The organism is Spirillospora sp. CA-294931, assembly GCF_050946795.1.
GTDB lineage: Bacteria > Actinomycetota > Actinomycetes > Streptosporangiales > Streptosporangiaceae > Spirillospora.
Map to the genome: position 1 here is coordinate 3,802,964 of NZ_CP192006.1, position 25,338 is coordinate 3,828,301.

Below are 25,338 nucleotides of genomic sequence, written 5' to 3' on the forward strand. Positions count from 1 at the left end.
ACCTGTTCTGGGTGGCTCGGTTCCTGGTCGCGGTCGGGGAGGATTCAGACGGCCGACTGGCCGCCGCCGGTGAGGGCCTCGTCGGCGCCGGTGGGGCCGAGGGCCTGACGCAGCGCGTGAGCGAGACTGCTCTGGTCGGCCTCGTCCAGATCGCCCAGGCTGAGGCCGGAGAGCTCGATGAGACACTCGCCCGGAGCCGCCTGGTCGTCCGCGTCCACGTTCTCACGCATGGGCGCTCCTTGTCGTCGTCTCGCCGTTCACCCGCAGGGAACATGCCCGCGACCGCCGGTCCGGGAACCTGGCCGTCACGAGCAGGGTGTCCTACCGCCCAGGAACGAACACATCCCTAGAGATACATCCCGGCCGGGCCGCCTGTCACGTGTTTGTGATCTTTGGATTGGAAAGTCGGCGGGACCGGCCCGGGCTACGAAATGATGGCGCTGGAAGAGCGCCGAATTGTGCGTACAAATACGCACTACGGAGAAGTCCCGGGGCTGCGCCCCGGGCATTGGACGCGCTTAGGATGGAACGCACCGAACGGCGGCGTACGATGGCGGAGGCGGGCAGTGATTGAATCCGGGACGTCGGAAACGGCGAGGAACACCGGTCGCGTCCCGAGGGTGTGGGGCAAGGTCCCGCCTCGCAACAGGAATTTCACCGGCCGCGAGGAGCTGTTCGAACGGCTGCGCCAGGGAATCACCTCCGGTCACACCACAGCGGTGCTTCCGCAGGCCCTCCATGGAATCGGCGGCGTCGGCAAGACCCAGATGGCGATCGAGTACGCATACCGTTTCCAGTCCGACTATGACGTCGTCTGGTGGATCTCCGCCGACCAGATCTCGCTGATCACCCCCGCGCTGGCCGCGCTGGCCGAGCCGCTCGGCCTCGACTCCCCCATGACCACCGGCGTGGAGGAGGCCGCCTCGGCCGTCCGTGACGCGCTGCGCAGGGGCGACCCCTACAACCGCTGGCTGCTGATCTTCGACAACGCCGACCGTCCGGAGGAGCTGCGCCCGCTGTTGCCGTCCGGTCCCGGCCAGATCCTGATCACCTCGCGCAACCAGGGGTGGAAGGAACTGGTCGACACGGTCGCGGTCGACGTGTTCGACCGCGAGGAGAGCGTGCAGTTCCTCAGCCGCCGCGCGCCCGGGGCGATCGCCCGGCTGGACGCCCTCCGGCTCGCCGAGAACCTGGGCGACCTCCCGCTCGCCCTCGAACAGGCCGGGGCGCTCCAGGCCGAGACCGGCATGGACACCGACGAGTACCTCGAACTGCTCAAGCGGCAGCCGATCGAGCTGCTGTCGCAGCCGCCGACCGCCGAGTACCCCGCCTCGATGACGGCCGCCTGGCAGCTGTCGGTGAGCAAGCTCCAGGAGCAGCTCCCCGAGGCGGTCACGCTGCTGCGCGTGTGCGCGTTCTTCGGCCCCGAACCGATCCCGCTCGATGTGTTCCGGCGCGGCGTCGTCGGCGACGAGTCGCCGCTGAGCGGCATCCTGTCCGACCCGATCCGGCGCACGCAGGCGATCCGGATGCTGGGCCGTTTCGCGCTGGGCCGCATCGACTCCACCAGCCGGACGATCCAGGTGCACCGGCTCGTCCAGACCATGCTGCGCAAGGTTCTGCCCGACGACCAGCAGGCCGCGTTCCGGCACGACGTGCACCGGCTCCTGGCCGGGGCCGCCCCGCCCGATCCGTCCGACGACGACAAGTGGCCCAGGTTCGCCGAGCTGGTGGCGCACATCGAGCCGGCGGGCGTCTCCGACTGCCACCAGCCCGACGTGCGGCGCTTCGCCAGCAACATGGGCCGGTATTTGCTCAACGTCGGCGACATCTCCGCGGCCGCGGGGCTGCTCGAACGCCTGCTGGAGCGCTGGGAGGCCGAGGTCGACCCCGACGACCCCTGGACGCCCGGCGGGCGCGAGATCCTGGTGGCCCGGCGCCAGCTCGCCAACGTCCTGCGCGGCCAAGGAAGGTTCGAGGCCAGCTACGACCTCGCCCGCAAGACGCTCGCCCAGGCGCAGGAGGTCCTCGGGCCCGACGACCCCGAGACGCTCAGGCACCTGAACGGGTTCGGCATCGACCTGCGCGCCAGGGGGCACTTCGCCGAGGCGCTCCGGCACGACCAGGAGGCCCGCGAGCTGCACGCCCGCGTGTTCGGTGAGGATCACCCCCTCACGCTCAGCACCATGCACAACGTGGCGCTCGACTACGGCGTCAACAGCCAGTACCAGAGTGCCCGCGAGTGGCACCGGCGCGCGTTCATGCTGCAGAGCGAGGCCAGCGAGGGCGTCAACCGCAGCAACGTGCTCAGCTCGTGGAACGGGCTGGCGCGGGCCGTCCGGCTGTGCGGCGAGTTCTCCGAGGCCCGGTTCCTGGGCGAGGACGCCTATGACTTCGGCCGCCAGGAGCTGGGCGCCGAGCATCTGCGCACCATGCGCACGGGCCGCGACCTGTCGGTCTCGATGCGCCGGGGCGGCGCCGTCGACGAGGCGCTCGACCTGGTCAGGGAGATCTTCGGCAAGTTCGAGCGGCTGTACGGCCTGGAGACGCCCGAGTCGCTGGAGACGGCGATGAGCCTGGTGCACTCGCTGCGGGTCACCGGCGCGGTCGACCAGGCCTGCGAGCTGGCCGAGAGCATGGTGCCGCGCTACCCGAAGATGTACGGGGCGGACCATCCGTTCAGCCATTGCTTCCGTGGGCAACCTCGCGGTGCTGCGCAGGGTGCGCGGCGACATCGAGGGGGCACGGTCCCTGAACGAGAGCGCGCTCGCCTCGCTCCACGCGGCCCTGGGCAAAGACCACCACTATCCGCTGTTCGTGGCCGCCAACCTCGCCAGCGATCTGAACGCCCTGGGCGAGATCTCCGCCGCCCGCGAGCTCGGCACCGACACCCTGGCCCGCATGGAGGCCGTGCTCGGGCCCGAGCATCCGACGACGCTCGCCTGCGCCGCCAACCTGGTGCTCGACCTGCGCGCCGACGGCGCCGGCGACGAGGCCGACACCCTGCTCGCCCGGACGATGCGCGTCTACGTCGTCCGCGTGGGCCAGGACCACCCCGACATCAAGGCCATCGACCAGGGCCTGCGCCTCGACTTCGACTTCGACCCGCCCCCGCTCTGACCCACCCCGCTCTGACCCACCCCGCTCTGACCCGCCCCCGCGTTGGCTTGCCCTCGCGTTGGGGTTGCCTCTGCGTTGGGGCTTGCCCCCTCGCGTTGGGCTTGCCCCCGCGTTGGCTCGGCCTTGTGTTGACGCGCTCCCGCTCTGACCCGATCCCGCTCTGACCCGCTCGGGCGGCGACCCGCCCCCCGCTCTGATTCGCCGCCGCTCTGATCTGCTCTCGCGTTGGCCCGCTCCCGCTCTGATCGGCTTCCGCTTTGATTCGTCGGCGGGTGGCGGGGGTCAGCGGGCTCCGTGCACGCGGCGCCGCCACTGGGCCTGGTGTCGGGCGGCGTCGCGCTCGGCACGGCGGCGGGCGGCCGCGGGGACGGGCTCGTCCGACCAGGCGAGCAGGGTCTCGCGCATGCCGAGGGTGAACTCGCGGCCCTGCCGGGTCAGGCGGCCGCTGTCCAGGAGCGTCCGGGTGGCCTGGGCGCCCGCGGCTCTCCAGCGGGCGAAGCCGGCATGGGCGCGGACGGCCGAGGCGCCGTCCTCCACATGGCGCTGCCTGCGCCAGAACCCGGCGATGCCGAGGTGGGCGTAGGCGCCGTGCAGCAGGCCGCCCAGCGGCCGGGGGTCGTCGCGCCAGGGCGCGTAGAACAGCTCGTCGCCGCCCGGCCCGGCCAGGTCGATCAGCTCGACCGCGCCCATCAGCGCCACCAGCTTGGCGTGCTGGACCTCGTGGGCGAGCGTGACGGCCAGCGAGACGGGGTCGGGCGGCGCGGAGATCGCCGCCGACCCGAACGCGGCCGGCGAGGTCGCGCTCCAGGGCTCGTCCGACCGGTCCGGCAGCGGGGTGATGACCGTGATCGTGGCCCGGATCTCGTCGGCGCAGGTCCAGTGGTGGCGGGCGAGCAGGTGCCATGCCTGCGCCAGCGTCGACCGCCACCGGGCCAGGTCGGCGTCGTCCAGGCGCGCGGCGGGGACGACGCCCGGCACGCGGAACGGGTCGACGTCGTCCAGCAGGAAGGACGGACCGGCGGTCGGCAGCGGGCGCAGCCCGTGCCAGCCGGGTGCGGGCGCCCCGGAGGCGCGGGGGATCCTGACGTGCGCGCCGCCGCCTCTCAGGTCCGTGCCGCGCTCGGTCTGGCGCAGCACGGCCGGGCCCTCGGGCAGGTCGGCGCTTCCGAGGGAGGGGAGTGTCACCGTGCCGTCGATGGCCGGTACCTCGATCGCGCACGGGACGCCCGCCCGGACCGCGACGGCCGCCGCGACCGATGCCAGCGCGGCGGGCTCGGCGGCGCGGCGCGGCGTCCCGGGGAGTTCGAGGCCGCCGTTCAACCGGTCGAGGGTGCTGCGCGCCCAGGCGCCGACGGAAGGATGCCGCAGCACGGCCCCGGCCGCCTCGGGGTGGGCCTTCTGGAGGTCCCTGATCAGCTCGAAGGCGAAGCGCGCCCGCGCGGCCTGGGGATGGGCGCGTGCCCGGGCGGTGTGCTGGACGCCCCACAGCAGCAGCGCGTGGGTGCCGTGCCGGCTCGCCACCAGCCGCTCGACGGTCGCCGGGCCGCCGGATCCGGCGGCGAGCGCGGCGAGCTCGTGCCGCGTCAGCCGCATCGCGCCACCGCCAGCTCCCGGATGTCACGGACCATCCGGGCGCGGACATGGCCGATCAGCCGGAACAGGTCGGGCCCGTAGACCGAGGGGTTGGCGAACCCCTGGCCCGACCGGTAGCGGTGGGCGTACAGCCCCGCGCCGCAGACCTCGCGCACCGGGCACGCGAGGCATTCGGGAGCCAGGGCGCGCACCCCGATCTGCCGGGCGGCGATCGAGGGGAGCAGCAGCGCGGCGTCGAGCGAGTCGCGGGACACGTGCAGCCCGGTGGCGGGGGCGCCCTCGTAGGCCGACTTCAGGACGTCCGACTGCTCGATGCTCCCGTCGGTCTCGATCACGACCGTGCCCGTGGGGCCGAGCCCGAGGCCCTCGGCCCTCGCGCGGCGGCCGAGGAGCAGCCGCATGACGTCGTCGAACACGCGGACGCGGGTCTCGCGCTCGGGGGCGTCGTACCAGCGGTCGAAGATCGCGATCAGCCAGTCGGCATACGGGGTCGCGGGAGAGCCCGGCTCCCGTCCCGGGGGAGGGGTGTCCCAGTTGCCGTGGGGGAGCAGGAAGTCCAGGGCGGGCGGCTTCCATTCGAGCAGTGCCCGGTAGGTGTCCAGCGGGTCGTTGCGCAGGTCGACCGTGCAGAGCAGGCCGCCGAACCGGTGCCGGAACCGCGGTCCGGTCAACCGTTCCAGGGCGGCCCGGACGGCCGCGTGGCTGCCCCGTCCGCCCGGTCCGCGCCGGTGCCGGTCGTGCGCGGCGGCGTCGCCGTCGAGGCTGACGCCGATCCGGACGCCGAGCTCGTCCAGCAGGGTGAGGGCGGCCTCGTCCAGCCGGACGGCGTTGGTCTGGAGGCTCACCTCCACCCGGGTCGGCGGCCGGACCGCCCGCCGGACGGCGGTGACGGCGTGGGCGAGGGTCGCCGCGCCCGCCAGCAGGGGCTCGCCGCCGTGCAGGACGATCCGCACCGAGGGGAGCCGGTGCCGGGCGGCGTGCTGGGCGACGCGGGCGGCGACGTGGTCGATGACGTCCGGGCTCATCCGGCGGGGCCGGGTGCGCCAGGTCTGGTCCGGCATCTCGTACATGTAGCAGTAGTCGCAGGCGAGGTCGCACCGGCTGTGGACCTTGAGGAGGAACTCGTGGAACGGCGTCGGCCGCCAGCCGCTCTCGGAGAGCGCTTTCACGTCGAGATCGTCGGGCCATTCCCCTTTCGGGCCCGATTCCATGGTGCCGAGACCTACCGCCACGTTCTTTTGACCTCCGCATGCGAACTCTGCGCAAATCCGTGCAGTCGTCTGGCCGTTCCCACTAATCTGCGCACGAACGAAGATCATCAAACTATGTCAAATGGAACTAACAAGTACATAGACGGACGGAAGGACTTTGGCGCGTCATCCCGCGGCCGTCGTCACGGTGAAGAGGCCGATTTTCTCGCGGCGGCTGGTCACGGTGGTGAATCCCGCGTCCCTGGCCCACTCCTCGGTTTCCTCGACGGCATGGCAGCGCATCACCCACGGGTCGCCGTCGCGGTTGGGCAGGACGTTGGCGATGAACTCCAGCTGCGGGTGCCGGGTCTGGGTGGTGAAGACCAGCGCACCGCCCGGCGCGAGCAGACCGCGCAGGCGCTCCATCGACGCCCGGACGGTCTTCTCGTCCAGGATCAGCTCGTAGAGCCCCGAGACGACGATGAGGTCGGGCGGCCCGAAGGCGGGCGGCTCGGGGTCGAACGCGTCGCCCGGCTCGTAGGCGATGTTCAGCAGGTCGCGCCGGGCGGCCATGGCCTCGCCGCGGCGCAGCCCCTCGGGGTCGAGGTCCCGGCACAGGGCCCGGTGGGCGTGGTACGAGGTGTCCTCGTCCAGCAGGTCCTGGAGGTAGCGGCCGGGGCCCGCGGCCACGTCGAGGAGCCTGACGGGACGGCCGCGCAGGTCCATCTCCTCCCGCAGGACGTCCTTGAGCAGGTCGCGGCGGGCGCGGATCGCCCGCCAGCCGACCGCGTTCAGGTAGACGCGGTCGATCAGCCGGCCGACGCCGAGGTGCCCGTGGGCGCGGTTCTCGTAGACGTAGTCGAGCATGGTGCCGCTGTCGAAGCCGTGCCGGTATCCGATGCGGACGCCCTGGGAAGCGCGTCCCGCGGTGCGCAGGAGCAGCCGCATGGCGCTCCACTTGGCCGTGGTGAGCATGGTTCTCCTTGGGACAGGTGGCCGACCGCGCGGCGCGCGGCCTGGAGATCGTGGACGGACTCGCCGAAGCGGACCAGGACGCGGCCGCGGCGCGGGCGCCCGTGGACGGCCAGCAGCTCGCGCGTCCCCGAGAGCCCGGCCGGGACCAGCGGGACGCCCGCGAGGTCGGCCAGCCGGGCCGCGCCCGAATGGAACGGGCCCACCGTGCCGTCGCGCGAGCGGGTCCCCTCGGGAAAGACGATGACGGCGCGGCCCCGGGCCAGGAGCCCGGTCGCCCCGGCGAGGTCGCCGAAGCCGCCCCGGCCGCGCCGGACGGGGAAGCCCGACACCAGCGCCCGGCACACCGCCGAGCGCAGGCGGCCCGCGAACCAGTAGTCCGCGGCGGCGGCGACCGCCGGGCGGCGCCGCGCCGGGACGGCCGCCAGCAGCGCGGCGGTGTCGGCGTGCGAGCAGTGGTTGGCGACGATCACACAGGGGCCGTCCGGCCGGGGTCCCTCGACCTCGATGCCCCCGGCGAGCCGGAACGCGGCGCGCCAGCCGAGCCTGCGCAGCAGCGCGGCGATCATGACAGCACCACCGCCACCGCCAGCGCGACCAGCAGCGAGTCGACGCGGTCGAGCAGGCCGCCGAACCCCGGGAGCCAGGACCCGGCGTCCTTGACCCCGGCGCCGCGCTTGAGCATCGACTCCAGCAGGTCGCCCAGCGGCGCCCCGGCGGCCACCGCGATCACCGTGGCCGGGGTGGCCGCGCCGAACAGCAGCAGGATCGCCACGCCTCCGGCGGCGCCGCCGACCACGCCTCCCCAGCGCTTGGCGGGGCTCAGCGGCGACAGCGCGGGGCCGCGCAGCAGCTTGCCGCCGCACCAGGCCGACACGTCCGCGACCGCGATAGCGGCGCACAGCGGCAGCGCCAGGTCGCCCAGCAGCACCAGACCGCTCAGCGGCGCCAGCCAGACCACGCCGAACGCCGTGCCCCGCGCGCGGTTCGCGCCGCCCTCGGCGTCCCCGGTCAGCACGGGGACCAGGACGACGGCGAGCAGCGACGCCAGCAGCAGGCGGGTGAGCTGCTCCGGGGCCAGCCAGGCGGTGACGGGGAACGCGGCCAGGGCCGTCGCCATGACGGCCAGGTCGGTCCGGCGCAGCCCGGCCAGGCGGGCGTACTCGGCCGCGGCGACCAGTCCCGCGCCCGCCGCCAGCGCGGCGGCGCCGGGAGCCCCGAGCCAGAACGCGCCCCCGACCAGCGGGACGATCACCAGCCAGCTCAGCCAGCGCTCGACCAGCTCGCGGCGGCCCGAGCGCCAGACGGCCACGCCGCTGACGGCGAAGGCTCCGGCCAGGTAGGGGAGGGACTCGGTCACAGCGACCTCCGGATCCGCGCGAGCCGGACGGCGGCGGTGAGCACCGACCCGGCCGCGATGACGGCGAGCAGGGGGGACGCCCAGCCGGTGAAGGCGATCAGCGCGAGCAGCAGGCACCGCTCCGTCTTGCCGGCGGGCCCGCCCTGCGGCCGGGGGCCGCCGGCCGCCGCTCCGGCCAGCGAGGCCCAGGACGGCAGCGTCGCGGCGAGCGCGGCGGAGGCGACCAGCCAGGCCGGGGCCAGCGCGAGGCAGCCCGCCAGGACGGCCAGCTCGGCGACGCGGTCGCCGAGCTCGTTGACCACCGAGCCCCACGGCGAGGTGCGGCCCGTCTCGCGGGCCAGCGCGCCGTCGAGGTTGGCGCACGCCAGGCGCGCGGCCAGCAGCAGGGCGACCAGGACACCGGCGAGGGGCCCCGGCCGGACGAGGGCGAGCGCGGCTCCGGCGGCGGCCCCGGCCGCGACGCCGGCCGCGGTGACCGCGTCGGGGGAGACACGGCGCCGCGCGAGCGTGGCCCGCACGCCGCCGAGACGCGCGGCGTACCAGGGCTTGAGCGCGTACAGTCCGTCCATGCCGCAAGGGTCGCCCGCGGCGAAGGCCGCGCCTATCCGTCGGCCTACTCAGTTGCCCATGAGTACTCAGGCGTGGCAGGACAGGGGCTTGCCTCCGTTGAAGGTGACCATGTCGGTCATCGCGGCCAGCAGGTCGATCTGGGCGCCCGGCTCGGCGCCGTCCAGTTCGGCGTAGGCGCGGTGGAGGTTGCCCACGATCCGCTCGCCGTCGCTGAGCTCGGCGTACGGGCCGAGGTCGGTCTCGGTGGCCAGCTCCAGCGGTGTGAGCCCGGCGGCCCTGCCGTGCGCGGCGGTCTCCTGGACGAACCTCAGGTAGCCCAGCACCCGGTCGATCACCTCGGGGCCGCAGACCGGCCCGTGGCCCGGGACGATCGTCGCGGCGCCCAGCGGCCTGACGGTCTCCTCCAGCACCGAGATCGCCCCGGCGATCGAGCCCTGGACCAGGAACGGCGTGCCGCCGTTGAACAGCAGATCGCCGCAGAACAGCACGCCGCGGTCGGGGATCCAGACGACGGAGTCGTTGGTGGTGTGCGCGGGGCTGCCCACGTACCGCACCTCGCAGCGCAGGTCGTCCACCCAGAGCGTGACGCCCTCGCGGTAGGTCAGGAACGGCGGTTCCAGCTCGACCTCGCCCCAGTCGACCTCGGTCCAGATCGGCGCGGAGAAGGGCTTTCCCCAGGCGAGGGCGCCCTCCCGGGTGCCCTCGTGGCCGACGACCGTGGCCCCGGCGAACAGGTAGTTGCCGAAGGTGTGGTCGCCGTGGTGGTGGGTGTTGACGAGCGTGCGCACGGGACGGTCGGTGACCGAGGCGATCGCGTGGAGGTAGGCCCGGGTCCGCCGCTCGGTGGAGCAGGAGTCGACGCTGATCACGCCGCGGGCGCCGACGAGGAACCCGGTGTTGTTGATCCACCAGGTACCGTCGGGTTGCACATAGGCGAAGACGCCTTCCGCGACCTCCTCCAAACGAGGTGGTCCCGGCATGGTGACGTCCCTGGCGATGCTGCTCATCGGGCCTCCGCGCGATTCATGATCGGAGGCAGGGTACTCCCTGGCCGGTCACGGGACCCTGATGCCCGCTCACAATCTGAGCGCGCGTACTCATCAGTATGAGACAACTCTTGACGTATGAGTGCTAACAGAGTGCTAATTGGGTCAGGGGAGACTTACGGTTCGGTACGTCGCTCAATCGGGGGGACGGCGAAAGGAGCCTAGATGTCGTCGTCCGCTCGTCTCGTCGAGCTCAGGCTCTCGGTGCGGGGCATCGACGAGCTGATTCCCGAGCTGCGCAAGCGCGTGCCCGGGATCGCCCGTGAGGCCACCATCCAGATCGAGCGGGACCTGCCCGACTACGCCCGCTCGCACGACGCCCGCTACGCGGAGGTGCTGGCGTGGTCGGTCGAGTGGTCCATCGGGCATTTCGTCGATCTCATGGGCACTCCCGACCTGTCCTCGGAGGACATCCTGGCGCACTTTCGCCGGGTGGGGGTCGGTGAGGCGCGCGAGGGCCGGAGCCTGGAGCCGATCCAGGCCGCCTTCCGGATCGGCGCCGGGGTGGCGGTCCGGCGGCTCACCGAAGAGTCCGAACTGCTCAACACCAGCGTCACCTCCACCACCATCGCCCAGGTGGCGCAGGCGGTGTTCTCCTACCTCGACCGCCTGATCGACTCGGCCGCCGAGGGGCACGCCGAGACCAGCGCCCAGGTCGCGGGCGAGCTCCAGCTGAGGCGCCGCCGCCTGCTGGACGCCCTGGTCGACCCCGAGCAGCCCCGGGGCAAGCTGCGGAGCCTGGCCGCCGACGCCGACTGGCCGATGCCCGCGGCCGTCGCGGCGGTGGCGCTGCGCGAGCGTCGCGGCGACAGCGCCCCGCGTCCCAGCCTGGCACCCGACATCCTGGTCGGGCTGCACCTGGACGAGCCGTGCCTGATCGTCCCCGACCCCGAGGGTCCCGGACGGCGCAGGACGCTGGAGGCGGGTCTCAAGGGCTGGACGGCCGCGATCGGTCCCGCCGTGGCTCCGGCCGAGACCGCGACCTCGCTGATCCTGGCCCGGCAGGCCCTCGACCTGGTGCGCGAGGGGGTCGTCCCGGGCCGCAGACCGGTGGTGGTCACCGAGCATCTCCCGATCATGATCATGAGCCGGGCGCCCGACCTGGCCGGCATCCTCATCGAGCGCAAGCTGGGGCCCCTGCTGGCCTCGCGCCCCACCACGCGGGGCAGGCTGGCCGAGACCTTCCTGAGCTCCATCGAGTGCGGGTTCAACGCCACCGAGGTCGCGACGCGGCTCCACGTGCACGCCCAGACCATCCGCTACCGCATCCGGCAGCTGGAGGCGATGTTCGGCGAATCCCTCTACGACCCGGCCCAGCGGCTGGAGTTCCACCTGGCGCTGCGCGCCTGGCTCACCTCGCCCGGCGCCGGGCACGACCAGGTCCACCAGGCCGCGCCGCCGGGGCCCCGCGTCCCCGGCCCGGAGCGGCCGGTTCGCTAGCATGAGTGCCATGACCTGCAGCGACGCACAGGCCGAACGGATCGTCGTGGTCGCCACGCAGCTGTTCGCCGAGCTCGGGTTCGACGGCTCCTCGCTCGGCCTGATCGCCGAGGCGGCCGGGGTCGGCACCGCCGCGATCAACGAGCGCTTCGGCGGCAAGAACGAGCTGTACCGCGCCGTGATGCTGCGCGCGCACCAGGCCGAGCGGGCCGCGTTGGCCGAGGCGGCCGCCGCCTTCACCCCGACGCGCCGGGGCCTGGGCGACCTCATCGACGCCTACCTCGACTACTACGCCGCGAACCCGGCGCTGGTCTCGCTCTGGCTGCACCGCAGGATGGGCGACGCGACCGACATCGCCGAGATGGAGGAGCTCTACGTCCGCCCGGGGTTCACCAAGCTGGCCGCCGCGCTGAGCGAGGTCGCGCCCGGCGACGTCGACATCGACTTCGTCCTGTGGACGATCCCCTGGATGGTGTCGGGCTTCCTGAGCAGCGGCGTGATGCGCAGCGCGCAGAGCGACCACGTCGAGAACACCGGGCCCGACCCGCACGACCTGGCCGAGTTCCGCCGCTACCTGCACCAGGTGATCGAGCGGATGCTCCCCCTGCCCGACTGAGGGCCCGTCCCCCCTTGAAGGCGGGACGGGCCGCTGTCACGTCAGTCCCGGTCGCGCAGCGGACCGAAGAAGGCCCGCAGTTCGGCGGCGACCTGGTCGGGCTCCTCGTGCGCCATGAAGTGCCCGCCGCGTCCGGGCGTGCTCCAGTGGCGCAGGTCGGAGTAGATCCGCTCGGCCAGGCTCCTCGGGAAGTGCGCGGTCATCGGCTCATGGCTGAGCGTCACGGCCGCGGGCACCGCGATCGGCGGCACCGGCCGGTTCTTCCCGTAGTCGTAGTACTGCCGGAACGAGGTCCCGATGGTGCCGGTGGCCCAGTACAGGGTCGCCACCGTCAGCAACGTGTCGCGGTCCCACTTGGACTCCAGGTCGTCGCCGCAGTCGGTCCAGTCGCGGTACTTGTCGGCGATCCACGCCAGGAGCCCGGACGGCGAGTCGTTCAGTGCCGCCGCGATCGTGTCGGGACGCGTGCACATGATCTCGCTGTACCCCAGGTCGGTCTCGTCGTAGGCGGCGAGATGGTCGAGGTAGGCCTGCTCCTCGGGCGTGGCGGGACGCTCGGAGAAGTCGGTCGTGACCACCGCCGAGGTCACGTGGACGCCCGCGACCTCGCCGGGGAAGAGCCCGCCGAGCCACTGGGTCACGCCGCCGCCGATGTCGCCGCCGAACGCGCCGAACCGCCGGTATCCGAGCGTCCGGGTCATGAGCGAGTGCCAGATCTCGGCGACGCCGCGGCGGGTGAACGGCCCGTCGGGCAGCTCGGAGAACAGGAAGCCGGGCAGGGACGGGACGACGACGTCGAAGGCGTCGGCGGGGTCGCCGCCGTGGCTCGCGGGGTCGGCGAGCCGCTCGGCGGCCTTGAGCATCTCCACGAAGCTGCTGGGCCAGCCGTGGGTCATCACCAGCGGCAGCGGCGCGGGAGCGCCCCCGGGACGCCGACCGCGCAGATGGACGAAGTGGACCTGCCGCCCGCCGACCTGCGCGACGAAGTGCGGGTAGGCGTTGAGCGCGGTCTCGGCCGCGCGCCAGTCGTAGCCGTCGGCCCAGTAGGCGACGAGCTCGCGCAGATAGGCGGGGTCGACCCCCGCCGCCCAGAACGCGGAGTCGGACGCGGTGGTGAACCGGGTCCGGCGCAGCCGCTCGCGCAGGTCGTCGAGAACGGCATCGGGAACGGAGATCTGAAAAGGCTGTGCGGTCATGGTTCCTAACCAGGGAAGAGTGCTTTGCTACGGCACTCCCCGGCGCGGATCAGAGGGACGCGCGCTCCGGGAGTGCCCGGTCGGACTTGCTCGCGATGCTCGCGGTCATCGGGCTCACCTCCTCGGGCCGTCGTCGCACCACCGTACACCCCCATGATCACGTTGGTGGAACCTGGCGCCCGAGGGCGCGGGCTCGGCCGCTCCCTGGCCCGCGCGGCCCGCCATCTCGCGCCCGGACCGCTCTGGGCCCAGATCGCCCCGGGCAACGCCGCCAGCGTCCGCTGCTTCCTCGCCGCCGGGTTCGAGGCCGTGGGCGCCGAGGTCCTGCTGGTCGGCTGAGCGAGCGCCCCCGTCCGGCGGCGGTCAGGCCGACGCCGACCAGCACGACGGCCATGCCCGCGATGACGCGCGGGCCCAGCTGCTCGTCCAGGACGACCGCGCCCAGCACCACCGAGACCACCGGCAGCAGGCAGCCGACCGTCGCGGCGGATGGCGGTGCTGGAGAAGGAGGCTCGTCCGCGAGGGCCGCAACCCGGTGCCGGTCAGGGCGATCTACGCCGCCACCCGCGACACGTCCCCGGCACACCCGCCCCTGCGCGGCCTGCTGGCCGCCCTGGAGGCCGCCGCCGGGGCCGTGGCGCCGACGGCCTAGATCGTGGCGGTGTCGATCACGAAGCGGTAGCGGACGTCGCTGGCCAGGATCCGCTCGTACGCCTGGTTGATCTCCTCGGCGCGGATCACCTCGATCTCGGCGCCCAGGCCGTGCTCGGCGCAGAAGTCGAGCATCTCCTGGGTCTCGGCGATGCCGCCGATCGCCGACCCGGCCAGCGACCTGCGGCCGAGCATGAGCGAGAACAGGTTGAGCGAGACCGGGTCCTCGGGCGCCCCGACGTTCACCAGCGCGCCGTCGGTCTTGAGCAGCTCGAGGTAGGCGTCGAAGTCCAGCGGTGCCGACACCGTCGACAACAGGAGGTCGAAGGAGCCCTTCAGCTCCTGGAACGTGGCCGGGTCACTGGTCGCGCGGTAGCGGTCGGCGCCCAGGCGCAGGCCGTCGTCCTTCTTGCGCAGCGACTGGCTGAGCACGGTCACCTCGGCGCCCATCGCGTGCGCGATCTTGACGGCCATGTGGCCGAGACCGCCCATGCCGAGCACGGCGACCCTGCTGCCGGGACCGGCATTCCAGTGCCGCAGCGGCGAGTACACGGTGATTCCGGCGCACAGCAGCGGGGCGGCGGCGTCCAGCGGCAGCGAGTCGGGAATGCGGACGACATAGTTCTCGTCGACCACGATCGCGGTGGAGTAGCCGCCGTAGGTGGGCTCGCCGCTCCGGTCCAGGGCGTTGTAGGTGCCGGTCATCCCCTGGACGCAGTACTGCTCCAGGCCCCGCTCGCAGTACTCGCACTCGCGGCACGAGTCGACGAAGCAGCCGACGCCGACCCGGTCGCCCACGGCGTATCGGGTGACCCCGGAGCCGACCTCGGCGACGATCCCGGCGATCTCGTGGCCCGGCACCATCGGGAAGATCGCCTCGCCCCAGCCCTCCCGGGCCTGGTGGATGTCGGAGTGGCAGATGCCCGCGAACCGGATGTCGATCCGGACGTCGGACGCGCCGACCGGGCGGCGCTCGATCGTGGTGCGCTCCAGCGGGGCCTTGGCGCTGGAGGCGGCGTAAGCGGCAACGGTGCTCATGCGGAAGGGTCTCCTCAGGACGTGCTCCTCGTGCCCGGCTGCTCGTCCCACCGGGTCACGAACCGAGCCTGCCTCGCGGCGGCGGGCCCTCCCAGGTCTCTGTTCTGCCTACGTCCAGCGGTCCTACCACTGGCAGTGCCAGTCTCATGTGCCTATGACCGGGGATAATGTGCTCCATGACCGAGCAGAACTGGGAGAGCCCCCTCGCCGGGCCGCCGCCGGCGGAACCGCCGCTCGACTGGCGTGCCGAGCTCAGCGAGTTCCTGCGCACCCGCCGCGCACGGCTCAAGCCCGAGGACGTGGGCCTGCCCCAGTTCGGCCGTCACCGCCGGGTGCCGGGCCTGCGGCGCGAGGAGCTGGCCCAGCTCGCCGGGGTCTCGGTGGCCTACTACACCCGGCTTGAGCAGGGCAAGGGCCGCAACGTCTCGACCGAGGTGCTGGACGCGATCTCGCGCGCGCTGAGGCTGAGCGCGGCCGAGCACGCCCACCTCACCCATCTGGCCAAGCCGAAGCGCCACGGCAGGAGGGCCTCCGGCCGTCCCCAGCAGGTGCGCCAGGCCATGCGGGAACTGCTGGACGCGCTGGACGGCGTCCCGGCCTACGTGACCGGCAGGCGGACCGACATCCTGGCCTGGAACCGGATGGCCGTCTCCCTCTTCGGCAACTGGCACGAGCTCCCGCCGGACGAGCGCAACTGGGCGCGGCTGGTGTTCCTGCGCCCCGAGTACCGCGAGCTTTTCGTCGACTGGGAGTCCAAGGCGGCCGACGTCGTGGGCTTCCTGCGCATGGACGCGGGCTGCCATGCCGACGATCCCCGGCTGTCGGCGCTGGTGGGCGAGCTGTCGGTCAAGAACGAGGAGTTCCGCGGGCTGTGGGCCCGGCACGACGTCCGGGAGAAGAGCCACGGCGTCAAGCATCTGCGCCATCCGCTCGTGGGTGAGCTGACGCTGTCCTTCGAGTCCTTCAAGCTCCCCGGCGACCTCGACCAGTCGCTGATCACCTACCATGCCGAACCCGGCTCGCCGTCGGCCGAGGGGCTGCGCCTGCTCGGCAGCTGGGGGGCCGACGCCGTCCGCGCCGGGGCCGAACCGGGCCGCGCCGCGCGGTAACCCCGCCTCGCCTGCGGCTTCTGGTTAAGGTGAACCGGTGTCCGACTCCTCACCCCGCAGGCTGCCCCGAGGACGACACGCCCTGCCCCGCGAGGAGGCCCGTCGTCTCCAGCGGCTGCGCCTGTGCGGCGCGATGGCCGAGGTGATGTCGGAGAAGGGCTATGTCGCCACGTCCGTCGAGGACGTCCTCAAACGCGCGGTCGTGTCACGGCAGAGCTTCTACCAGCTGTTCGACTCCAAGTTCGACTGCTTCATGTCGTCCTTCGAGCGGGCCTCGGAGCTGCTGCTGGAGCGGCTGATTCCCATCGCCGGGTTCGGTTCCGAGCCCGCTCAGACCGAGGGCGCCGAACCGCTGGAGCGGTTCGAGCGCGCCTTCACCGCCTACCTCGAGGCGCTGGCGTCCGAGTGGTCCTACACCCGGCTGTTCCTGGTCGAGGTCTACGCGGCCGGGCCCGACGCGGTCCGGCGCAGGACCGACGTCCAGTCCTGGCTCGCCGACGCGCTCGCCGACCTGCTCGGAGCGCGCAGCGAGGAGGGCCGGTTCGCGTGCCGGACGGTCGTCGCGGCCACCAGCGCCATGGTGACCGCGCCGGTCGCCCGCAACGACCGCGAGGGCCTGCTGGCCGTCGGCCCGCCCCTGATAGCCCATGTGCGGAGGCTGTGGGCCGCCGGTGTCCTGACCTGACCGTGGGCGGTCTCAGTTCGTCCGGGCCAGGGCGCGGATGAGGGCGAGGGCGTCGCGGACGTGGTGTTCGCGGGTGCGGTGGCTGGTGGGGTTGAGGCGGAGGTAGAAGCGGCCGTCGACCCGGGTGCTGGACAGGAAGATCCGGCCCGTCGCGTTGATGCGCTCCAGCAGCCGCTGGCCAGCGGCGTCCCCCGAATGCAGGCGGAACGGGACGACGGTCAGGTCGGGTTCCCAGGGAAGGTCGAAGAGGGGATCGGCCGACAGTTCCCGGTGGACGAGCGCGGCGAGGTCGAGCTTCTCGTCGAGCGCGTCCCGGAAGGCCGCGACGCCGTGCAGGTGGAGGGGCAGCCACATCCGCAGCCCGCGGAACTCGTGGGTGAGTTCGGGGCCGAGGTGGCCGAAGTCGGGGAGTCCCTCCACGCCCTGGAGGTCCTGGAGGTAGTCGCCGAAGCCGGTGTGGGCGGCGGCGAGCGTGCGTCCGTCGCGCACCAGCAGGACGCCCGTGCCGTACTGGAGGAACAGGCTCTTGTGCGGGTCCAGGACGAGCGAGTCGGCATGCTCGACGCCCGCGAGCCGTGCGCGGCCCCGGGAGGTGAGCTGGAAGCCGCCACCGTAGGCCGCGTCCACATGGAACCAGAGCCCCTCGTCGCGGGCGACCCCGGCGAGGGCGGTCAGGGGGTCGACCGTCCCGGTGCTGGTCGTCCCGGCGGTGCCGACCATGAGGAACGGGCGGAGGCCCGCGGCCCGGTCGGCGGCGATCAGCTCGGCGGCGGCGCCGGGGTCCATGCGCAGGCCCTCGGCCGGGACGACCCGCACCCGGTCGGCCGCCAGCCCGGAGATCCGGGCGGCCTTGGCGACGCAGTAGTGGGTGTGCTCGGTGACGTAGAGGGTGCCCTCGTGGAAGTCGTCGCCCAGGCGGTCGTGGCGCGCGGCGACCAGGGCGGCCAGCGTCGCCGTGGAGCCGCCGGTGGTGGTCAGCCCGGCCGAGCCGGGCGGCAGCGCGAACCGGTCGCAGAGCCAGCGCAGCACGCCGTGTTCCATCGCCACCAGCGCGGGGGCCAGCTCGGCGACGGAAGTGAAGCGGTTGTGGACCTGGGCGATCAGCTCGCCGAGCGCCGAGGACATGAGCCCGCCCGCCGGGAAGTAGGCGAGGTAGCCGGGTCCGGCGGTGTCGACGCCCTCGGCCGCGGCCGCCTTGACGTCGGTCAGCAGCGAGGCGAGGTCTCCGGGGTGGTCCGGGGGCGGGCGCAGCATGGCGCGCGTGACGCGGCCGTCGCCGTAGGCGCTGGCCGGTTCCCGCTCCACCCCGGCGATCAGCTCCGTGGCCAGCCGCATCATCGTTTCGAGCGCCGGGCCGTCCGGCTCCAGGTCGCGCATGGTTCTCCCTAGGTCGTCTTGCCGGGAGACGCTAGGGAGACGCGCGGCCGGACGCTTGTACGATCTTGCCCGGCCGCTGGTAGGCGCCGGGCGGGACGCCGACCAGGCGGCGGAAGTGCCGGGTCAGATGGGCCTGGTCGAAGAAGCCGACCTCCGGGGCCACCTCGGCGGGCGGCATCCCGTCCCGCAGCAGCCGGCGGGCCGCGCGGACGCGCTGCTGGATCAGGAACGCGTGCGGCGGCAGCCCGTAGGCCGCGCGGAAGGCGCGCACCAGCGTGAAGGGCGCGACACCGACCTGGGCGGCCAGCTCCTGGAGGCCGGGCGGGTCGGTCAGGCGTTCGCGCAGGACCTCGCGGGCCTGGGCGGTGAATCCGCCTCCCGGCACCGGTGCCACCGGTTCGGGCGCGTCGCCGTGGGCCCGCAGCAGGTGGCGCAGGGCCGAGCGCAGCAGCGTCTCGGCGGTGAGCGGATCCTCGGTCTCGGCGGCGGCGTGCGCGGTGAGCACCAGGGCCGCCGCCTCGCGGTCGTGCACGAGCCGCTGGCGAAAGCGCGGCGTGCCCGGCCCTCCGGCGATGTCGGCCATCACCCGGGCCGACGGATACAGGACGCGGTAGGCCCAGCCGTTCGCGTCCGAGGCCACCCCGGTATGGACGACCTCGGGCTCGATCAGCACCAGGCCGCCGGGCCCGACCCGTTCGACGCCCTCGCGGAACCAGATCTCCTCGGCGCCCGACAGGACGACGCCGATCGCGAAGGTCTCGTGCCCGTGCCGCGCGAACGCGTGCCGGTGGTAGTGGGCGCGCATCAGCTCCAGACCGCCCATCGCGCGCAGCCGCCACAGGCGGGAGCGGTTCGCCTCCATCCGCCGACGATATGCGAGGTCAGCTCCGGGCGGCCGGTCTCCTGACGCGGGTGCGCCCGGTGGGGTGGCGGGCCGGGGGCGCCGGATCCGCGATCGGCGAGGGGTCCGACACCATCAGGGTCTCGGCCTGGTACCGGCTGAGCGTCACCGCGTGGTCGCCCGCGCTCAGCCGCACCTCGTCGCCCGGCAGCGGCGTCAGCGACACCGGGGCTCCCGGGTGCATCCCGGCCGTGTGCAGGGTGCGCAGGAACTGGGCGTCGTCCTGGACGCGGTCGCTGATCCGGCTGATCACGGCCGTGGTCTGCCCGGCCAGCACGGCCTGGCCCGCCGGGCGCGACGGGCGCGGCTCGTCCCGCCGGGGCTCACCGGGCGGCCACAGCCCGTCCAGGCCGGGGATGGGGTTGCCGTACGGGCAGAGGGTGGGGCGTCCGCACAGCTCGAAGATCCGCCGCTCGACCTTCTCGGAGAGCACATGCTCCCAGCGGCAGGCCTCGGCATGGACGCGCGGCCATTCCAGCCCGATCTCGCGGTGCAGCAGCACCTCGGCGAGGCGGTGCTTGCGCAGGACGCCGACGGCCTGGGCGCGTCCCGGTTCGGAGAGCGCGACCCTGCCGTCGCCGCGCAGCAGCACGAGCCCGTCGCGTTCCATCCGGGAAATGGTCTGGCTGACCGTCGACGCCTTGCGGCCCAGCCGGTCGGCTATTCGGGCGCGCAACGGGACGACGTCGTCCTCGTTCAATTCCAGGATGGCCTTCAAATGCATCTCGGTGGCGTCGATGAGTCCGTGAGCGGTCACGATTCGAGGGTCCCGTCTCAACCCGAGTTGAGGTCAAGCGCGGTCATCCCGGAATACGGACCCGATTGCGACAGGAGAGACCGATGTCCGCCCGAAAGTGCGGGCATCGGTCCAGACTGCGTTCCTGCTCGCAGGTCAGCAGGTGGGTGAGGTATTCCTGGGCGCCGCGCAGTTGCCGGATGCTGTTCTCGATCGTGGCGAGCCTCGCCTTGACGGCGGTGCGCCATTCGAGTGCGGGCGCGCGGCCTTCCACGATCAGTTTTATCTCGTCCAGGGACATCAGCCCGTTCTCCTGGCAGAGTCTGATGAGGGCGATGCGATAGACGAGATCGTCGTCGTAATAGCGGCGGCCCGAGCGCCGGTGTGGCTTTATCAGGCCGCGTCGTTCCCAGTAGTGCAGGGTCGACACCGGCAGGTCGAAACGGTCGGCGACGGCCCCGATCGGGATCAGGTCCTCCACTCCATCACTCAAGCCGATTTTGTCTCATTAGGCAAGGCTAACCTAACTTCGATCTTCGGTGGGTGGGTTCGGAGCACCGATCGGACACCGTCTAGCCTGGAGCGGTGGTGCTCGCATCACTCGGCGAACCCACCGGCCAGGGCTGGCTCCAGGCCGGTGAGCTGGGCCTTGCCCTGGTGCTCTCGGCCGCGATCGGCCTGGAGCGCGAGGTCCGGCAAAAGAGCGCTGGCCTGCGCACCCACACCCTGGTCGGCTTCGCGTCCGCGCTGTTCATGCTGGACGCGGCGTCCTGCGCCGGGTGCTGACGCTGTGCACCGATCGGCGCTTCCTCGTCGGCGAGCTCTCGGTCGAGCAGGAGGACGACGATCGCGACGCCCGCACCGTCCGGGTCTGGCTGACGGTGCAGGGGAGCGGATCGGTGAGCGATCTGACCGCCGAGCTCGCCGAGATCGACGGGGTGCTCCTGGTGTCCGGCGACGACGCCAACACGCCGCGTCCCTAGGCCGTGGCCGTTTAGCGGCCTTCATCGGGGTAGGGCCGCAGACGAGAAACGAAGAGGAGAGGACACCGCATGAGCACGATCACCGAGTCCGTGGACGTCGCCGTTCCGGTGCGGACCGCCTATAACCAGTGGACGCAGTTCGAGTCCTTCCCCCACTTCATGGAGGGGGTCGAGTCGGTCACCCAGCACGGGGACACGATGACCCACTGGAAGATCAAGATCGGCGGGGTCGAGCGCGAGTTCGACGCGCGGATCGTCGAGCAGCACCCGGACGAGCGGGTGGCCTGGGAGTCGGTGGCCGGTCCCAAGCACGCCGGTGTGGTCACCTTCCACCGGCTGGACGAGACCCACAGCCGGGTCACCCTCCAGATGGAGACCGACCCCGAGGGCCTGGCCGAGTCCGCGGCCGACGCCGTCGGCCTGCTGAAGCGCCGCGCCAAGGGCGACCTGGGCCGCTTCAGCGACTTCATCGAGTCCCGGGGCGGCGAGAGCGGCGCCTGGCGCGGCGACGTCCCCGCCCCGCACGACCGCTGACCACCGAGCGGTGAGGGCCGGGTCAACGACGACCCGGCCCTCCCTTCTTGCCACGGAACCAGTGCGAACGCGTCCGGGTGGGTCAACCGATCGGTGGACGCCGGGTTCAACCGGATGAGGCTGTCGCCGGAATCTCCGGCTTGACCAGCATTGACGCCATGATGAACCTTCCTGTTCGCATGGCCCGGTGGAGCGCCGGGCACCCCTGGCGGGCGATCGCCGGGTGGTTCCTGTTCGTGGCGCTGTGCCTGGGGATCGGGCTGGCGGTGGGCGGCAGATCGGCCTCGACCGAGGACTTCCGGATCGGCGAGGCCGGACGCGCGGAGGCCATCGCGGCCGAGGGCGGGCTGGAGCAGCGTCCCGTCGAGCGGGTGCTGGTCTCGGCCGGGCCGGGTGCCGGGCGCCTGGACCCGGCGGCCGCCGACCGTGCCGCCCGCGACGTCGCGGAACGCATGAAGCGGCTGCCCGAGGTGCTGGCGGTCAGCGGGCCGGTCCGCGCGTCCGGAGGAACGGCGGTCCGGGTCGACGTGACGCTGCGCGGCGCCGAGCTCGACGGCAAGAAGCACGTCGGCCCCCTGCGGGCGCAGACCGCCGAGGTCCAGGCGGCGCATCCCGGGCTGCGCGTCGAGGAGACCGGCAGCCCGTCGATCAGCAAGGGCGTGGAGAAGCTGCGGGGCGAGGACCTGTCGCGCACCGAGGCCATCGCGCTGCCGGTCACGCTGGTCACGCTGCTGGTCGTCTTCGGCTCGGTGGTGCTGGCCCTGGTGCCGGTGCTGCTGGCGATCTCGTCGATCGTCGCGTCCATCGGACTGTCGATGCTGGCCTCGCATCTCTTCCCCGACAACGGCATCGGCGCCAACATCATCCTGCTGATCGGCATGGCGGTCGGCGTCGACTACACCCTCTTCTACCTCAAGCGCGAGCGCGAGGAGCGGGCCCGCTCCGCCGGGCGGCTCGGCTCGCGGGCCGTGGTCGAGCTGGCCGCCGCCACCTCCGGGCGCGCCGTCGTGGTCTCCGGGATCGCGGTCGCGGTGTCCAGCGCGACGCTCTACCTCGCCGACGACGTCATCTTCTCCTCGATCGCCACCGCCGCGATCGTCGTCACCCTGGTCGCGGTGATCAGTTCGCTGACCGTCCTGCCCGCGCTGCTGGCCGTGCTGGGCGAGCGGTCCGAGCGCCGCAGGGCCAGGCGCGGCAAGGCCGGGCGCACGCGGCGGACGGGCCCCGGGCCGGTCACCGCCGCCCTGCTGCGCGGCACCGCGCGGCGGCCCGGGCTCACGCTGGCCGCTGGGGTGCTCGCCATGATCGCCCTGGCCGCCCCGCTGCTCGGCCTGAACCTGACCGACATGGGACGCGAGACCCATCCCCGCGCCATTCCCGCTATGCAGACCTACGACCGGCTCACCGCGGCGTTCCCGGAGCTCAAGTCCATGCACCAGGTCGTCGTCCGGGCCGAGCCGGGCCGCGAGGACGCGGCGGCGGGCGCGCTGCGCGAACTGGCCGTCCGCGCGAAGGCCGACCCGCGCGTCGCGGGCGCCGCCGAGCCGCGCGTCTCGCGCGACGGGCGGATCAGCCTGCTGGAGCTGGCGGTCCCGCACCACGTCGGCGACGACGCGGCCCTGTCGTCCCTGCGCGACCTGCGCCGGGAGCATCTCCCGGCCACGCTCGGACGGCTGGACGGCGTCGAGACGGCGGTCACCGGCGACGTCGCCCGCCATGCCGACTACCCCGAGCACCAGAAGCGCAAGCTGCCGCTGATCATCGGTGCCCTGCTGCTGGCGACGTTCGGCATGACGGTGTGGGCGTTCCGCTCGGTGGTCCTCGGCCTGGTGGGCATGGCGCTGAACCTGCTGTCGGCCGCCGCCTCGCTCGGCCTGCTGGTCCTGGTCTTCCAGGGGCACTGGGCCGAGGGACCGCTCGACTTCACCTCCACCGGCTCGATCGGCTCGCGGGTGCCGCTGCTCCTGCTGGTGATCCTGTTCGGCCTGTCGATGGACTACCAGGTCTTCGTGATCAGCCGGATCCGCGAGGCCGCCCTTCGCGGCGTGCCCACCCGCCAGGCCGTCCTGGACGGCATCGGCGGGTCGGCGGGCGTGGTGACCAGCGCCGCCTTCGTGATGGTGACCGTGTTCGCCAGCTTCGTCCCGCTGCACATCATGGAGATGAAGCAGATGGGCTTCGCCCTCGCGGCGGCGGTCCTGCTCGACGCCTTCGTCATCCGCGTGGTGATCCTTCCCTCGCTCATGCTGCTGCTCGGCGAGGCGAACTGGTGGCCGTCGCGGGGCGTGCGCCGGGCCCGGGAGACCGCGCCCGAGGCTCCCGCGATGGAAAAAGTAGGCTGACGATCATGTTTCCACGGCCGCGCGCCGACGATCGGCCCCCGATGCGGACCCTGCACCGCTGGTACGCCGTCCTCTGGGTGCTCGGGGGCCTGTGCCCGCCGATCATCGCGGTGCTGGACCGCCCGGACGGGACCAAGTACGGGTCGTCGGCGCTGATGGCCGTGATCGCCCTCTCCTATGCCGCCGCGGCGGCGTCCCCGGGGAACCGCGTCCTGCGCGAGTATGTCTTCCCGAGCGTGCTCGTCGCCGGTGTCGGGGGCATGGCCGCCCTGCTGGAGGGCGGCGCCGCCCTCTACGTGGTGTCGCTGCCGCTCTTCTGGATCTTCGCCCCGGGGCCTCGCCCCGCGATCGCCTACGGCCTCGCCGGTGCGGCGGCCACGATCGCGGGCGGTGTCGTCGGCAGCGGCTCCGTCCGCACCGGGAACGCCCTCGCCACCCTCATCGGCTGCGCGGCGGGGGTCCTGCTGGGGCTCTGGGCGTACCGGGTCGTCCGGCTGAGCGGCGAGCGCGCCCGCCGTCTCGGCACGGAACTCGACCGGGCCCAGCGGGAGCTGGCCGAGGCCCACCAGCGGCAGGGCGCCGCGGACGAGCGCGAGCGGCTCGCGCGGGAGATCCACGACACCCTCGCCCAGGGCCTGGCGTCCATCGTCGTGCTGGCCGAGGCCGCCCGCTCCGGCCTGGAGACCGACCCCGGGCGCAGCGCCCGGCAGCTGCTGTCGATCGAGCGCACCGCGCGCGAGAACCTGGCCGAGGCGCGGGTCCTGGTCGGCGCGGCGCCCCAGAACGCGGCGCCGGGGTCTCTCGCCCGCACGCTGCGCCGGACCCTGGACCGATTCGCCGAGGACACCGGCCTCGCGGTCACCGCCGACCTGCCCGACCTCGACTGCGACCGGCACACCCGCATCGCGCTGCTGCGCTGCACGCAGGAGTCGCTGGCCAACGTCCGCAAGCACGCCGCCGCCACGGCCGTGAGCGTCGTCCTGGCGAGGCACCCGCACGGCGTGGAGCTCGAGATCACCGACGACGGGCGGGGCTTCCGGGTCGACGGCCCGCGCGGGTTCGGCCTGGACGGGATGCGCCGCCGGCTGGCCGAGCTCGGCGGCGAGCTGACCGTGACCAGCGCGCCCGGCGAGGGCACCAGAATCCTCGCCATGATCCCCGAGAACGGGCAGGTGTGACATGACCGAGGCTCGGCTGCGCGTCCTCATCGCCGACGACCACACGGTGATGCGCGCGGGCGTCGTGGCGCTGCTGGCGTCCGAGCCCTCGATCGCCATCGTCGGCGAGGCGGGCGACGGGCGTGAGGCCGTCGAGCTGGCCGAGAGCCTGGCGCCCGACGTCGCGCTGCTCGACCTGAGGATGCCCGTCATGGACGGCGTGGACGCCACGGCCCGGATCGTCGCGGGCCGGTCGGGGACCCGCGTGCTGATCCTCACCACCTACGACACCGACACCGAGATCGAGCGCGCAGTCGAGGCCGGGGCCATCGGCTACCTGCTCAAGGACGCGACCCGCGAGCAGCTCGTCGACGCCCTGCACGCCGCGTCCCGGGGCGAGACCGTCCTGGCCCCGCGCGTCGCCGAGCGGCTGGTCGCCCGGATGCGCCGGCCCGCTCCGGTGGCGCTCACCGCTCGCGAGGAGGACGTCCTGACGGCGGTGGCCGACGGCCTGTCCAACGCCGAGATCGCCCGCCGCCTGACCATCGGCGAGGCCACCGTCAAGACGCACCTGCTGCGCGTCTTCGCCAAACTCGACGCCAACGACCGCACCCACGCCGTCGTCCTGGCACTCGAACAGGGCCTCATCACCCGCCCGTCCCACGACCGCTGAGGATTGTCGTCGTTAAATTCTGTAGGGCGTCGAAAACATTGACGGCTCC

Annotated in this window: 24 protein-coding genes and 3 pseudogenes; 13 read left to right on the plus strand and 14 right to left on the minus strand. The window is 73.0% G+C overall.

Translation table 11 applies throughout. From position 1 onward, the window contains the following. Positions 1–44 precede the first annotated feature (44 nt). Positions 45–230 (minus strand): hypothetical protein, encoded by a 186-nt coding sequence (locus tag ACQPY4_RS16885; protein WP_433337353.1) that lies wholly within the window; start codon positions 228–230, stop codon positions 45–47. A gap of 204 nt (positions 231–434) precedes the next feature. Between ACQPY4_RS16885 and fxsT the strand changes: the two are divergent. Both fxsT and ACQPY4_RS16895 read left to right on the plus strand, forming a co-directional pair. Then, positions 435–2,636, plus strand: a pseudogene (gene fxsT, locus ACQPY4_RS16890) (FxSxx-COOH system tetratricopeptide repeat protein); the annotation flags it as partial. 85 nt (positions 2,637–2,721) lie between these two features. Next, a complete protein-coding gene (locus tag ACQPY4_RS16895; RefSeq protein ID WP_433338941.1) occupies positions 2,722–3,120 on the plus strand; it encodes a tetratricopeptide repeat protein in 399 nt (132 codons plus the stop codon). A gap of 282 nt (positions 3,121–3,402) precedes the next feature. Here ACQPY4_RS16895 and ACQPY4_RS16900 read toward each other — a convergent pair whose 3' ends face one another. The 7 genes and pseudogenes from ACQPY4_RS16900 to ACQPY4_RS16930 all read right to left on the minus strand — a co-directional run bounded on the left by ACQPY4_RS16900 (position 3,403) and on the right by ACQPY4_RS16930 (position 9,812). Continuing rightward, complete coding sequence (locus ACQPY4_RS16900) at positions 3,403–4,713, minus strand: HEXXH motif domain-containing protein (RefSeq protein ID WP_433337355.1); 1,311 nt, start codon at positions 4,711–4,713, stop codon at positions 3,403–3,405. Further along, positions 4,704–5,882: an FxsB family cyclophane-forming radical SAM/SPASM peptide maturase gene (locus tag ACQPY4_RS16905; protein ID WP_433337357.1), complete on the minus strand. Its 1,179-nt coding sequence runs from the start codon at positions 5,880–5,882 to the stop codon at positions 4,704–4,706. Before ACQPY4_RS16905 ends, ACQPY4_RS16900 begins: the two co-directional genes overlap by 10 nt. 207 nt (positions 5,883–6,089) lie before the next feature. After that, complete coding sequence (locus tag ACQPY4_RS16910; protein ID WP_433337359.1) at positions 6,090–6,878, minus strand: class I SAM-dependent methyltransferase family protein; 789 nt, start codon at positions 6,876–6,878, stop codon at positions 6,090–6,092. 191 nt (positions 6,879–7,069) lie between these two features. Next, positions 7,070–7,444 (minus strand): annotated as a pseudogene (locus ACQPY4_RS16915) (lysophospholipid acyltransferase family protein); the annotation flags it as partial. Then, a complete protein-coding gene (locus ACQPY4_RS16920) occupies positions 7,441–8,235 on the minus strand; it encodes a phosphatidate cytidylyltransferase (RefSeq protein WP_433337361.1) in 795 nt (264 codons plus the stop codon). The gene ACQPY4_RS16920 and the pseudogene ACQPY4_RS16915, both read right to left, overlap by 4 nt. Continuing rightward, the gene (locus ACQPY4_RS16925) at positions 8,232–8,804 is read right to left on the minus strand and encodes a CDP-alcohol phosphatidyltransferase family protein (protein ID WP_433337363.1); all 573 of its coding nucleotides are present in this window, start codon (positions 8,802–8,804) and stop codon (positions 8,232–8,234) included. Before ACQPY4_RS16925 ends, ACQPY4_RS16920 begins: the two co-directional genes overlap by 4 nt. 66 nt (positions 8,805–8,870) lie before the next feature. Further along, complete coding sequence (locus ACQPY4_RS16930; RefSeq protein WP_433337365.1) at positions 8,871–9,812, minus strand: MBL fold metallo-hydrolase; 942 nt, start codon at positions 9,810–9,812, stop codon at positions 8,871–8,873. Positions 9,813–10,016: 204 nt separating this feature from the next. Here ACQPY4_RS16930 and ACQPY4_RS16935 point away from each other — a divergent pair, with 204 nt between their 5' ends. Both ACQPY4_RS16935 and ACQPY4_RS16940 read left to right on the plus strand, forming a co-directional pair. Then, a complete protein-coding gene (locus ACQPY4_RS16935; protein WP_433337367.1) occupies positions 10,017–11,291 on the plus strand; it encodes a PucR family transcriptional regulator in 1,275 nt (424 codons plus the stop codon). A gap of 10 nt (positions 11,292–11,301) precedes the next feature. Then, on the plus strand, positions 11,302–11,907 hold the full coding sequence (locus ACQPY4_RS16940) for a TetR/AcrR family transcriptional regulator (protein ID WP_433337369.1): 606 nt from the start codon (positions 11,302–11,304) through the stop codon (positions 11,905–11,907). Positions 11,908–11,948: 41 nt separating this feature from the next. Here the strand turns inward: ACQPY4_RS16940 and ACQPY4_RS16945 are convergent, their stop codons facing one another. After that, positions 11,949–13,103, minus strand: a complete 1,155-nt coding sequence (locus tag ACQPY4_RS16945) for an epoxide hydrolase family protein (protein WP_433337371.1) — start codon at positions 13,101–13,103, stop codon at positions 11,949–11,951. A 153-nt stretch (positions 13,104–13,256) separates the two neighbouring features. Between ACQPY4_RS16945 and ACQPY4_RS16950 the strand changes: the two genes are divergently transcribed. Then, the gene (locus tag ACQPY4_RS16950; RefSeq protein WP_433337373.1) at positions 13,257–13,442 is read left to right on the plus strand and encodes a GNAT family N-acetyltransferase; all 186 of its coding nucleotides are present in this window, start codon (positions 13,257–13,259) and stop codon (positions 13,440–13,442) included. A gap of 309 nt (positions 13,443–13,751) precedes the next feature. Here the strand turns inward: ACQPY4_RS16950 and ACQPY4_RS16955 are convergent, their stop codons facing one another. Further along, entirely contained in the window at positions 13,752–14,792 is a 1,041-nt protein-coding gene (locus tag ACQPY4_RS16955) for an NAD(P)-dependent alcohol dehydrogenase (RefSeq protein WP_433337375.1), read from the minus strand. Between the two features lie 176 nt (positions 14,793–14,968). On the opposite strand from ACQPY4_RS16955, the gene ACQPY4_RS16960 reads away from it, so the two are divergent. Then, positions 14,969–15,901, plus strand: a complete 933-nt coding sequence (locus ACQPY4_RS16960) for a helix-turn-helix domain-containing protein (RefSeq protein WP_433337377.1) — start codon at positions 14,969–14,971, stop codon at positions 15,899–15,901. A 37-nt stretch (positions 15,902–15,938) separates the two neighbouring features. Continuing rightward, positions 15,939–16,586: a TetR/AcrR family transcriptional regulator gene (locus ACQPY4_RS16965; protein ID WP_433337379.1), complete on the plus strand. Its 648-nt coding sequence runs from the start codon at positions 15,939–15,941 to the stop codon at positions 16,584–16,586. A gap of 12 nt (positions 16,587–16,598) precedes the next feature. Here ACQPY4_RS16965 and ACQPY4_RS16970 read toward each other — a convergent pair whose 3' ends face one another. Genes ACQPY4_RS16970 through ACQPY4_RS16985 form a run of 4 tightly spaced genes read right to left on the minus strand, consistent with a single transcriptional unit; the run spans position 16,599 to position 20,081 of the window. Further along, on the minus strand, positions 16,599–17,963 hold the full coding sequence (locus ACQPY4_RS16970) for a pyridoxal phosphate-dependent decarboxylase family protein (protein ID WP_433337381.1): 1,365 nt from the start codon (positions 17,961–17,963) through the stop codon (positions 16,599–16,601). A gap of 31 nt (positions 17,964–17,994) precedes the next feature. Further along, positions 17,995–18,825 (minus strand): AraC family transcriptional regulator, encoded by an 831-nt coding sequence (locus tag ACQPY4_RS16975; RefSeq protein WP_433337383.1) that lies wholly within the window; start codon positions 18,823–18,825, stop codon positions 17,995–17,997. Between the two features lie 19 nt (positions 18,826–18,844). Continuing rightward, positions 18,845–19,621 carry a metal-dependent transcriptional regulator gene (locus tag ACQPY4_RS16980; protein ID WP_433337385.1) on the minus strand — a complete coding sequence of 259 codons (777 nt, stop codon included), beginning with the start codon at positions 19,619–19,621 and terminating at the stop codon, positions 18,845–18,847. A gap of 43 nt (positions 19,622–19,664) precedes the next feature. Further along, positions 19,665–20,081 carry a MerR family transcriptional regulator gene (locus tag ACQPY4_RS16985; RefSeq protein WP_433337387.1) on the minus strand — a complete coding sequence of 139 codons (417 nt, stop codon included), beginning with the start codon at positions 20,079–20,081 and terminating at the stop codon, positions 19,665–19,667. 107 nt (positions 20,082–20,188) lie between these two features. Between ACQPY4_RS16985 and ACQPY4_RS16990 the strand changes: the two are divergent. The 6 genes and pseudogenes from ACQPY4_RS16990 to ACQPY4_RS17015 form a co-directional block, all read left to right on the plus strand. Further along, positions 20,189–20,359, plus strand: a pseudogene (locus ACQPY4_RS16990) (MgtC/SapB family protein); the annotation flags it as partial. A gap of 20 nt (positions 20,360–20,379) precedes the next feature. Beyond that, the gene (locus ACQPY4_RS16995) at positions 20,380–20,583 is read left to right on the plus strand and encodes a hypothetical protein (protein ID WP_433337389.1); all 204 of its coding nucleotides are present in this window, start codon (positions 20,380–20,382) and stop codon (positions 20,581–20,583) included. A gap of 69 nt (positions 20,584–20,652) precedes the next feature. Beyond that, positions 20,653–21,117 carry an SRPBCC family protein gene (locus ACQPY4_RS17000; RefSeq protein WP_433337391.1) on the plus strand — a complete coding sequence of 155 codons (465 nt, stop codon included), beginning with the start codon at positions 20,653–20,655 and terminating at the stop codon, positions 21,115–21,117. A 158-nt stretch (positions 21,118–21,275) separates the two neighbouring features. Further along, a complete protein-coding gene (locus ACQPY4_RS17005; protein ID WP_433337393.1) occupies positions 21,276–23,459 on the plus strand; it encodes an MMPL family transporter in 2,184 nt (727 codons plus the stop codon). Between the two features lie 5 nt (positions 23,460–23,464). Further along, positions 23,465–24,637, plus strand: coding sequence for a sensor histidine kinase (locus ACQPY4_RS17010; protein WP_433337395.1), 1,173 nt, complete (start codon positions 23,465–23,467; stop codon positions 24,635–24,637). A 1-nt stretch (position 24,638) separates the two neighbouring features. Continuing rightward, on the plus strand, positions 24,639–25,289 hold the full coding sequence (locus tag ACQPY4_RS17015) for a response regulator (protein WP_433337397.1): 651 nt from the start codon (positions 24,639–24,641) through the stop codon (positions 25,287–25,289). Positions 25,290–25,338: the final 49 nt, after the last annotated feature.

What these genes read in the sequence shown, in the direction of transcription:
- ACQPY4_RS16885 (WP_433337353.1), bottom strand. Translation starts at nt 230, where the DNA reads ATGCGTGAGAACGTGGACGCGGACGACCAGGCGGCTCCGGGCGAGTGT.
- ACQPY4_RS16900 (WP_433337355.1), bottom strand. Translation starts at nt 4,713, where the DNA reads ATGCGGCTGACGCGGCACGAGCTCGCCGCGCTCGCCGCCGGATCCGGC.
- ACQPY4_RS16910 (WP_433337359.1), bottom strand. Translation starts at nt 6,878, where the DNA reads ATGCTCACCACGGCCAAGTGGAGCGCCATGCGGCTGCTCCTGCGCACC.
- ACQPY4_RS16925 (WP_433337363.1), bottom strand. Translation starts at nt 8,804, where the DNA reads ATGGACGGACTGTACGCGCTCAAGCCCTGGTACGCCGCGCGTCTCGGC.
- ACQPY4_RS16930 (WP_433337365.1), bottom strand. Translation starts at nt 9,812, where the DNA reads ATGAGCAGCATCGCCAGGGACGTCACCATGCCGGGACCACCTCGTTTG.
- ACQPY4_RS16935 (WP_433337367.1), top strand. Translation starts at nt 10,017, where the DNA reads ATGTCGTCGTCCGCTCGTCTCGTCGAGCTCAGGCTCTCGGTGCGGGGC.
- ACQPY4_RS16940 (WP_433337369.1), top strand. Translation starts at nt 11,302, where the DNA reads ATGACCTGCAGCGACGCACAGGCCGAACGGATCGTCGTGGTCGCCACG.
- ACQPY4_RS16945 (WP_433337371.1), bottom strand. Translation starts at nt 13,103, where the DNA reads ATGACCGCACAGCCTTTTCAGATCTCCGTTCCCGATGCCGTTCTCGAC.
- ACQPY4_RS16950 (WP_433337373.1), top strand. Translation starts at nt 13,257, where the DNA reads ATGATCACGTTGGTGGAACCTGGCGCCCGAGGGCGCGGGCTCGGCCGC.
- ACQPY4_RS16955 (WP_433337375.1), bottom strand. Translation starts at nt 14,792, where the DNA reads ATGAGCACCGTTGCCGCTTACGCCGCCTCCAGCGCCAAGGCCCCGCTG.
- ACQPY4_RS16960 (WP_433337377.1), top strand. Translation starts at nt 14,969, where the DNA reads ATGACCGAGCAGAACTGGGAGAGCCCCCTCGCCGGGCCGCCGCCGGCG.
- ACQPY4_RS16970 (WP_433337381.1), bottom strand. Translation starts at nt 17,963, where the DNA reads ATGCGCGACCTGGAGCCGGACGGCCCGGCGCTCGAAACGATGATGCGG.
- ACQPY4_RS16975 (WP_433337383.1), bottom strand. Translation starts at nt 18,825, where the DNA reads ATGGAGGCGAACCGCTCCCGCCTGTGGCGGCTGCGCGCGATGGGCGGT.
- ACQPY4_RS17000 (WP_433337391.1), top strand. Translation starts at nt 20,653, where the DNA reads ATGAGCACGATCACCGAGTCCGTGGACGTCGCCGTTCCGGTGCGGACC.
- ACQPY4_RS17005 (WP_433337393.1), top strand. Translation starts at nt 21,276, where the DNA reads ATGATGAACCTTCCTGTTCGCATGGCCCGGTGGAGCGCCGGGCACCCC.
- ACQPY4_RS17010 (WP_433337395.1), top strand. Translation starts at nt 23,465, where the DNA reads ATGTTTCCACGGCCGCGCGCCGACGATCGGCCCCCGATGCGGACCCTG.
- ACQPY4_RS17015 (WP_433337397.1), top strand. Translation starts at nt 24,639, where the DNA reads ATGACCGAGGCTCGGCTGCGCGTCCTCATCGCCGACGACCACACGGTG.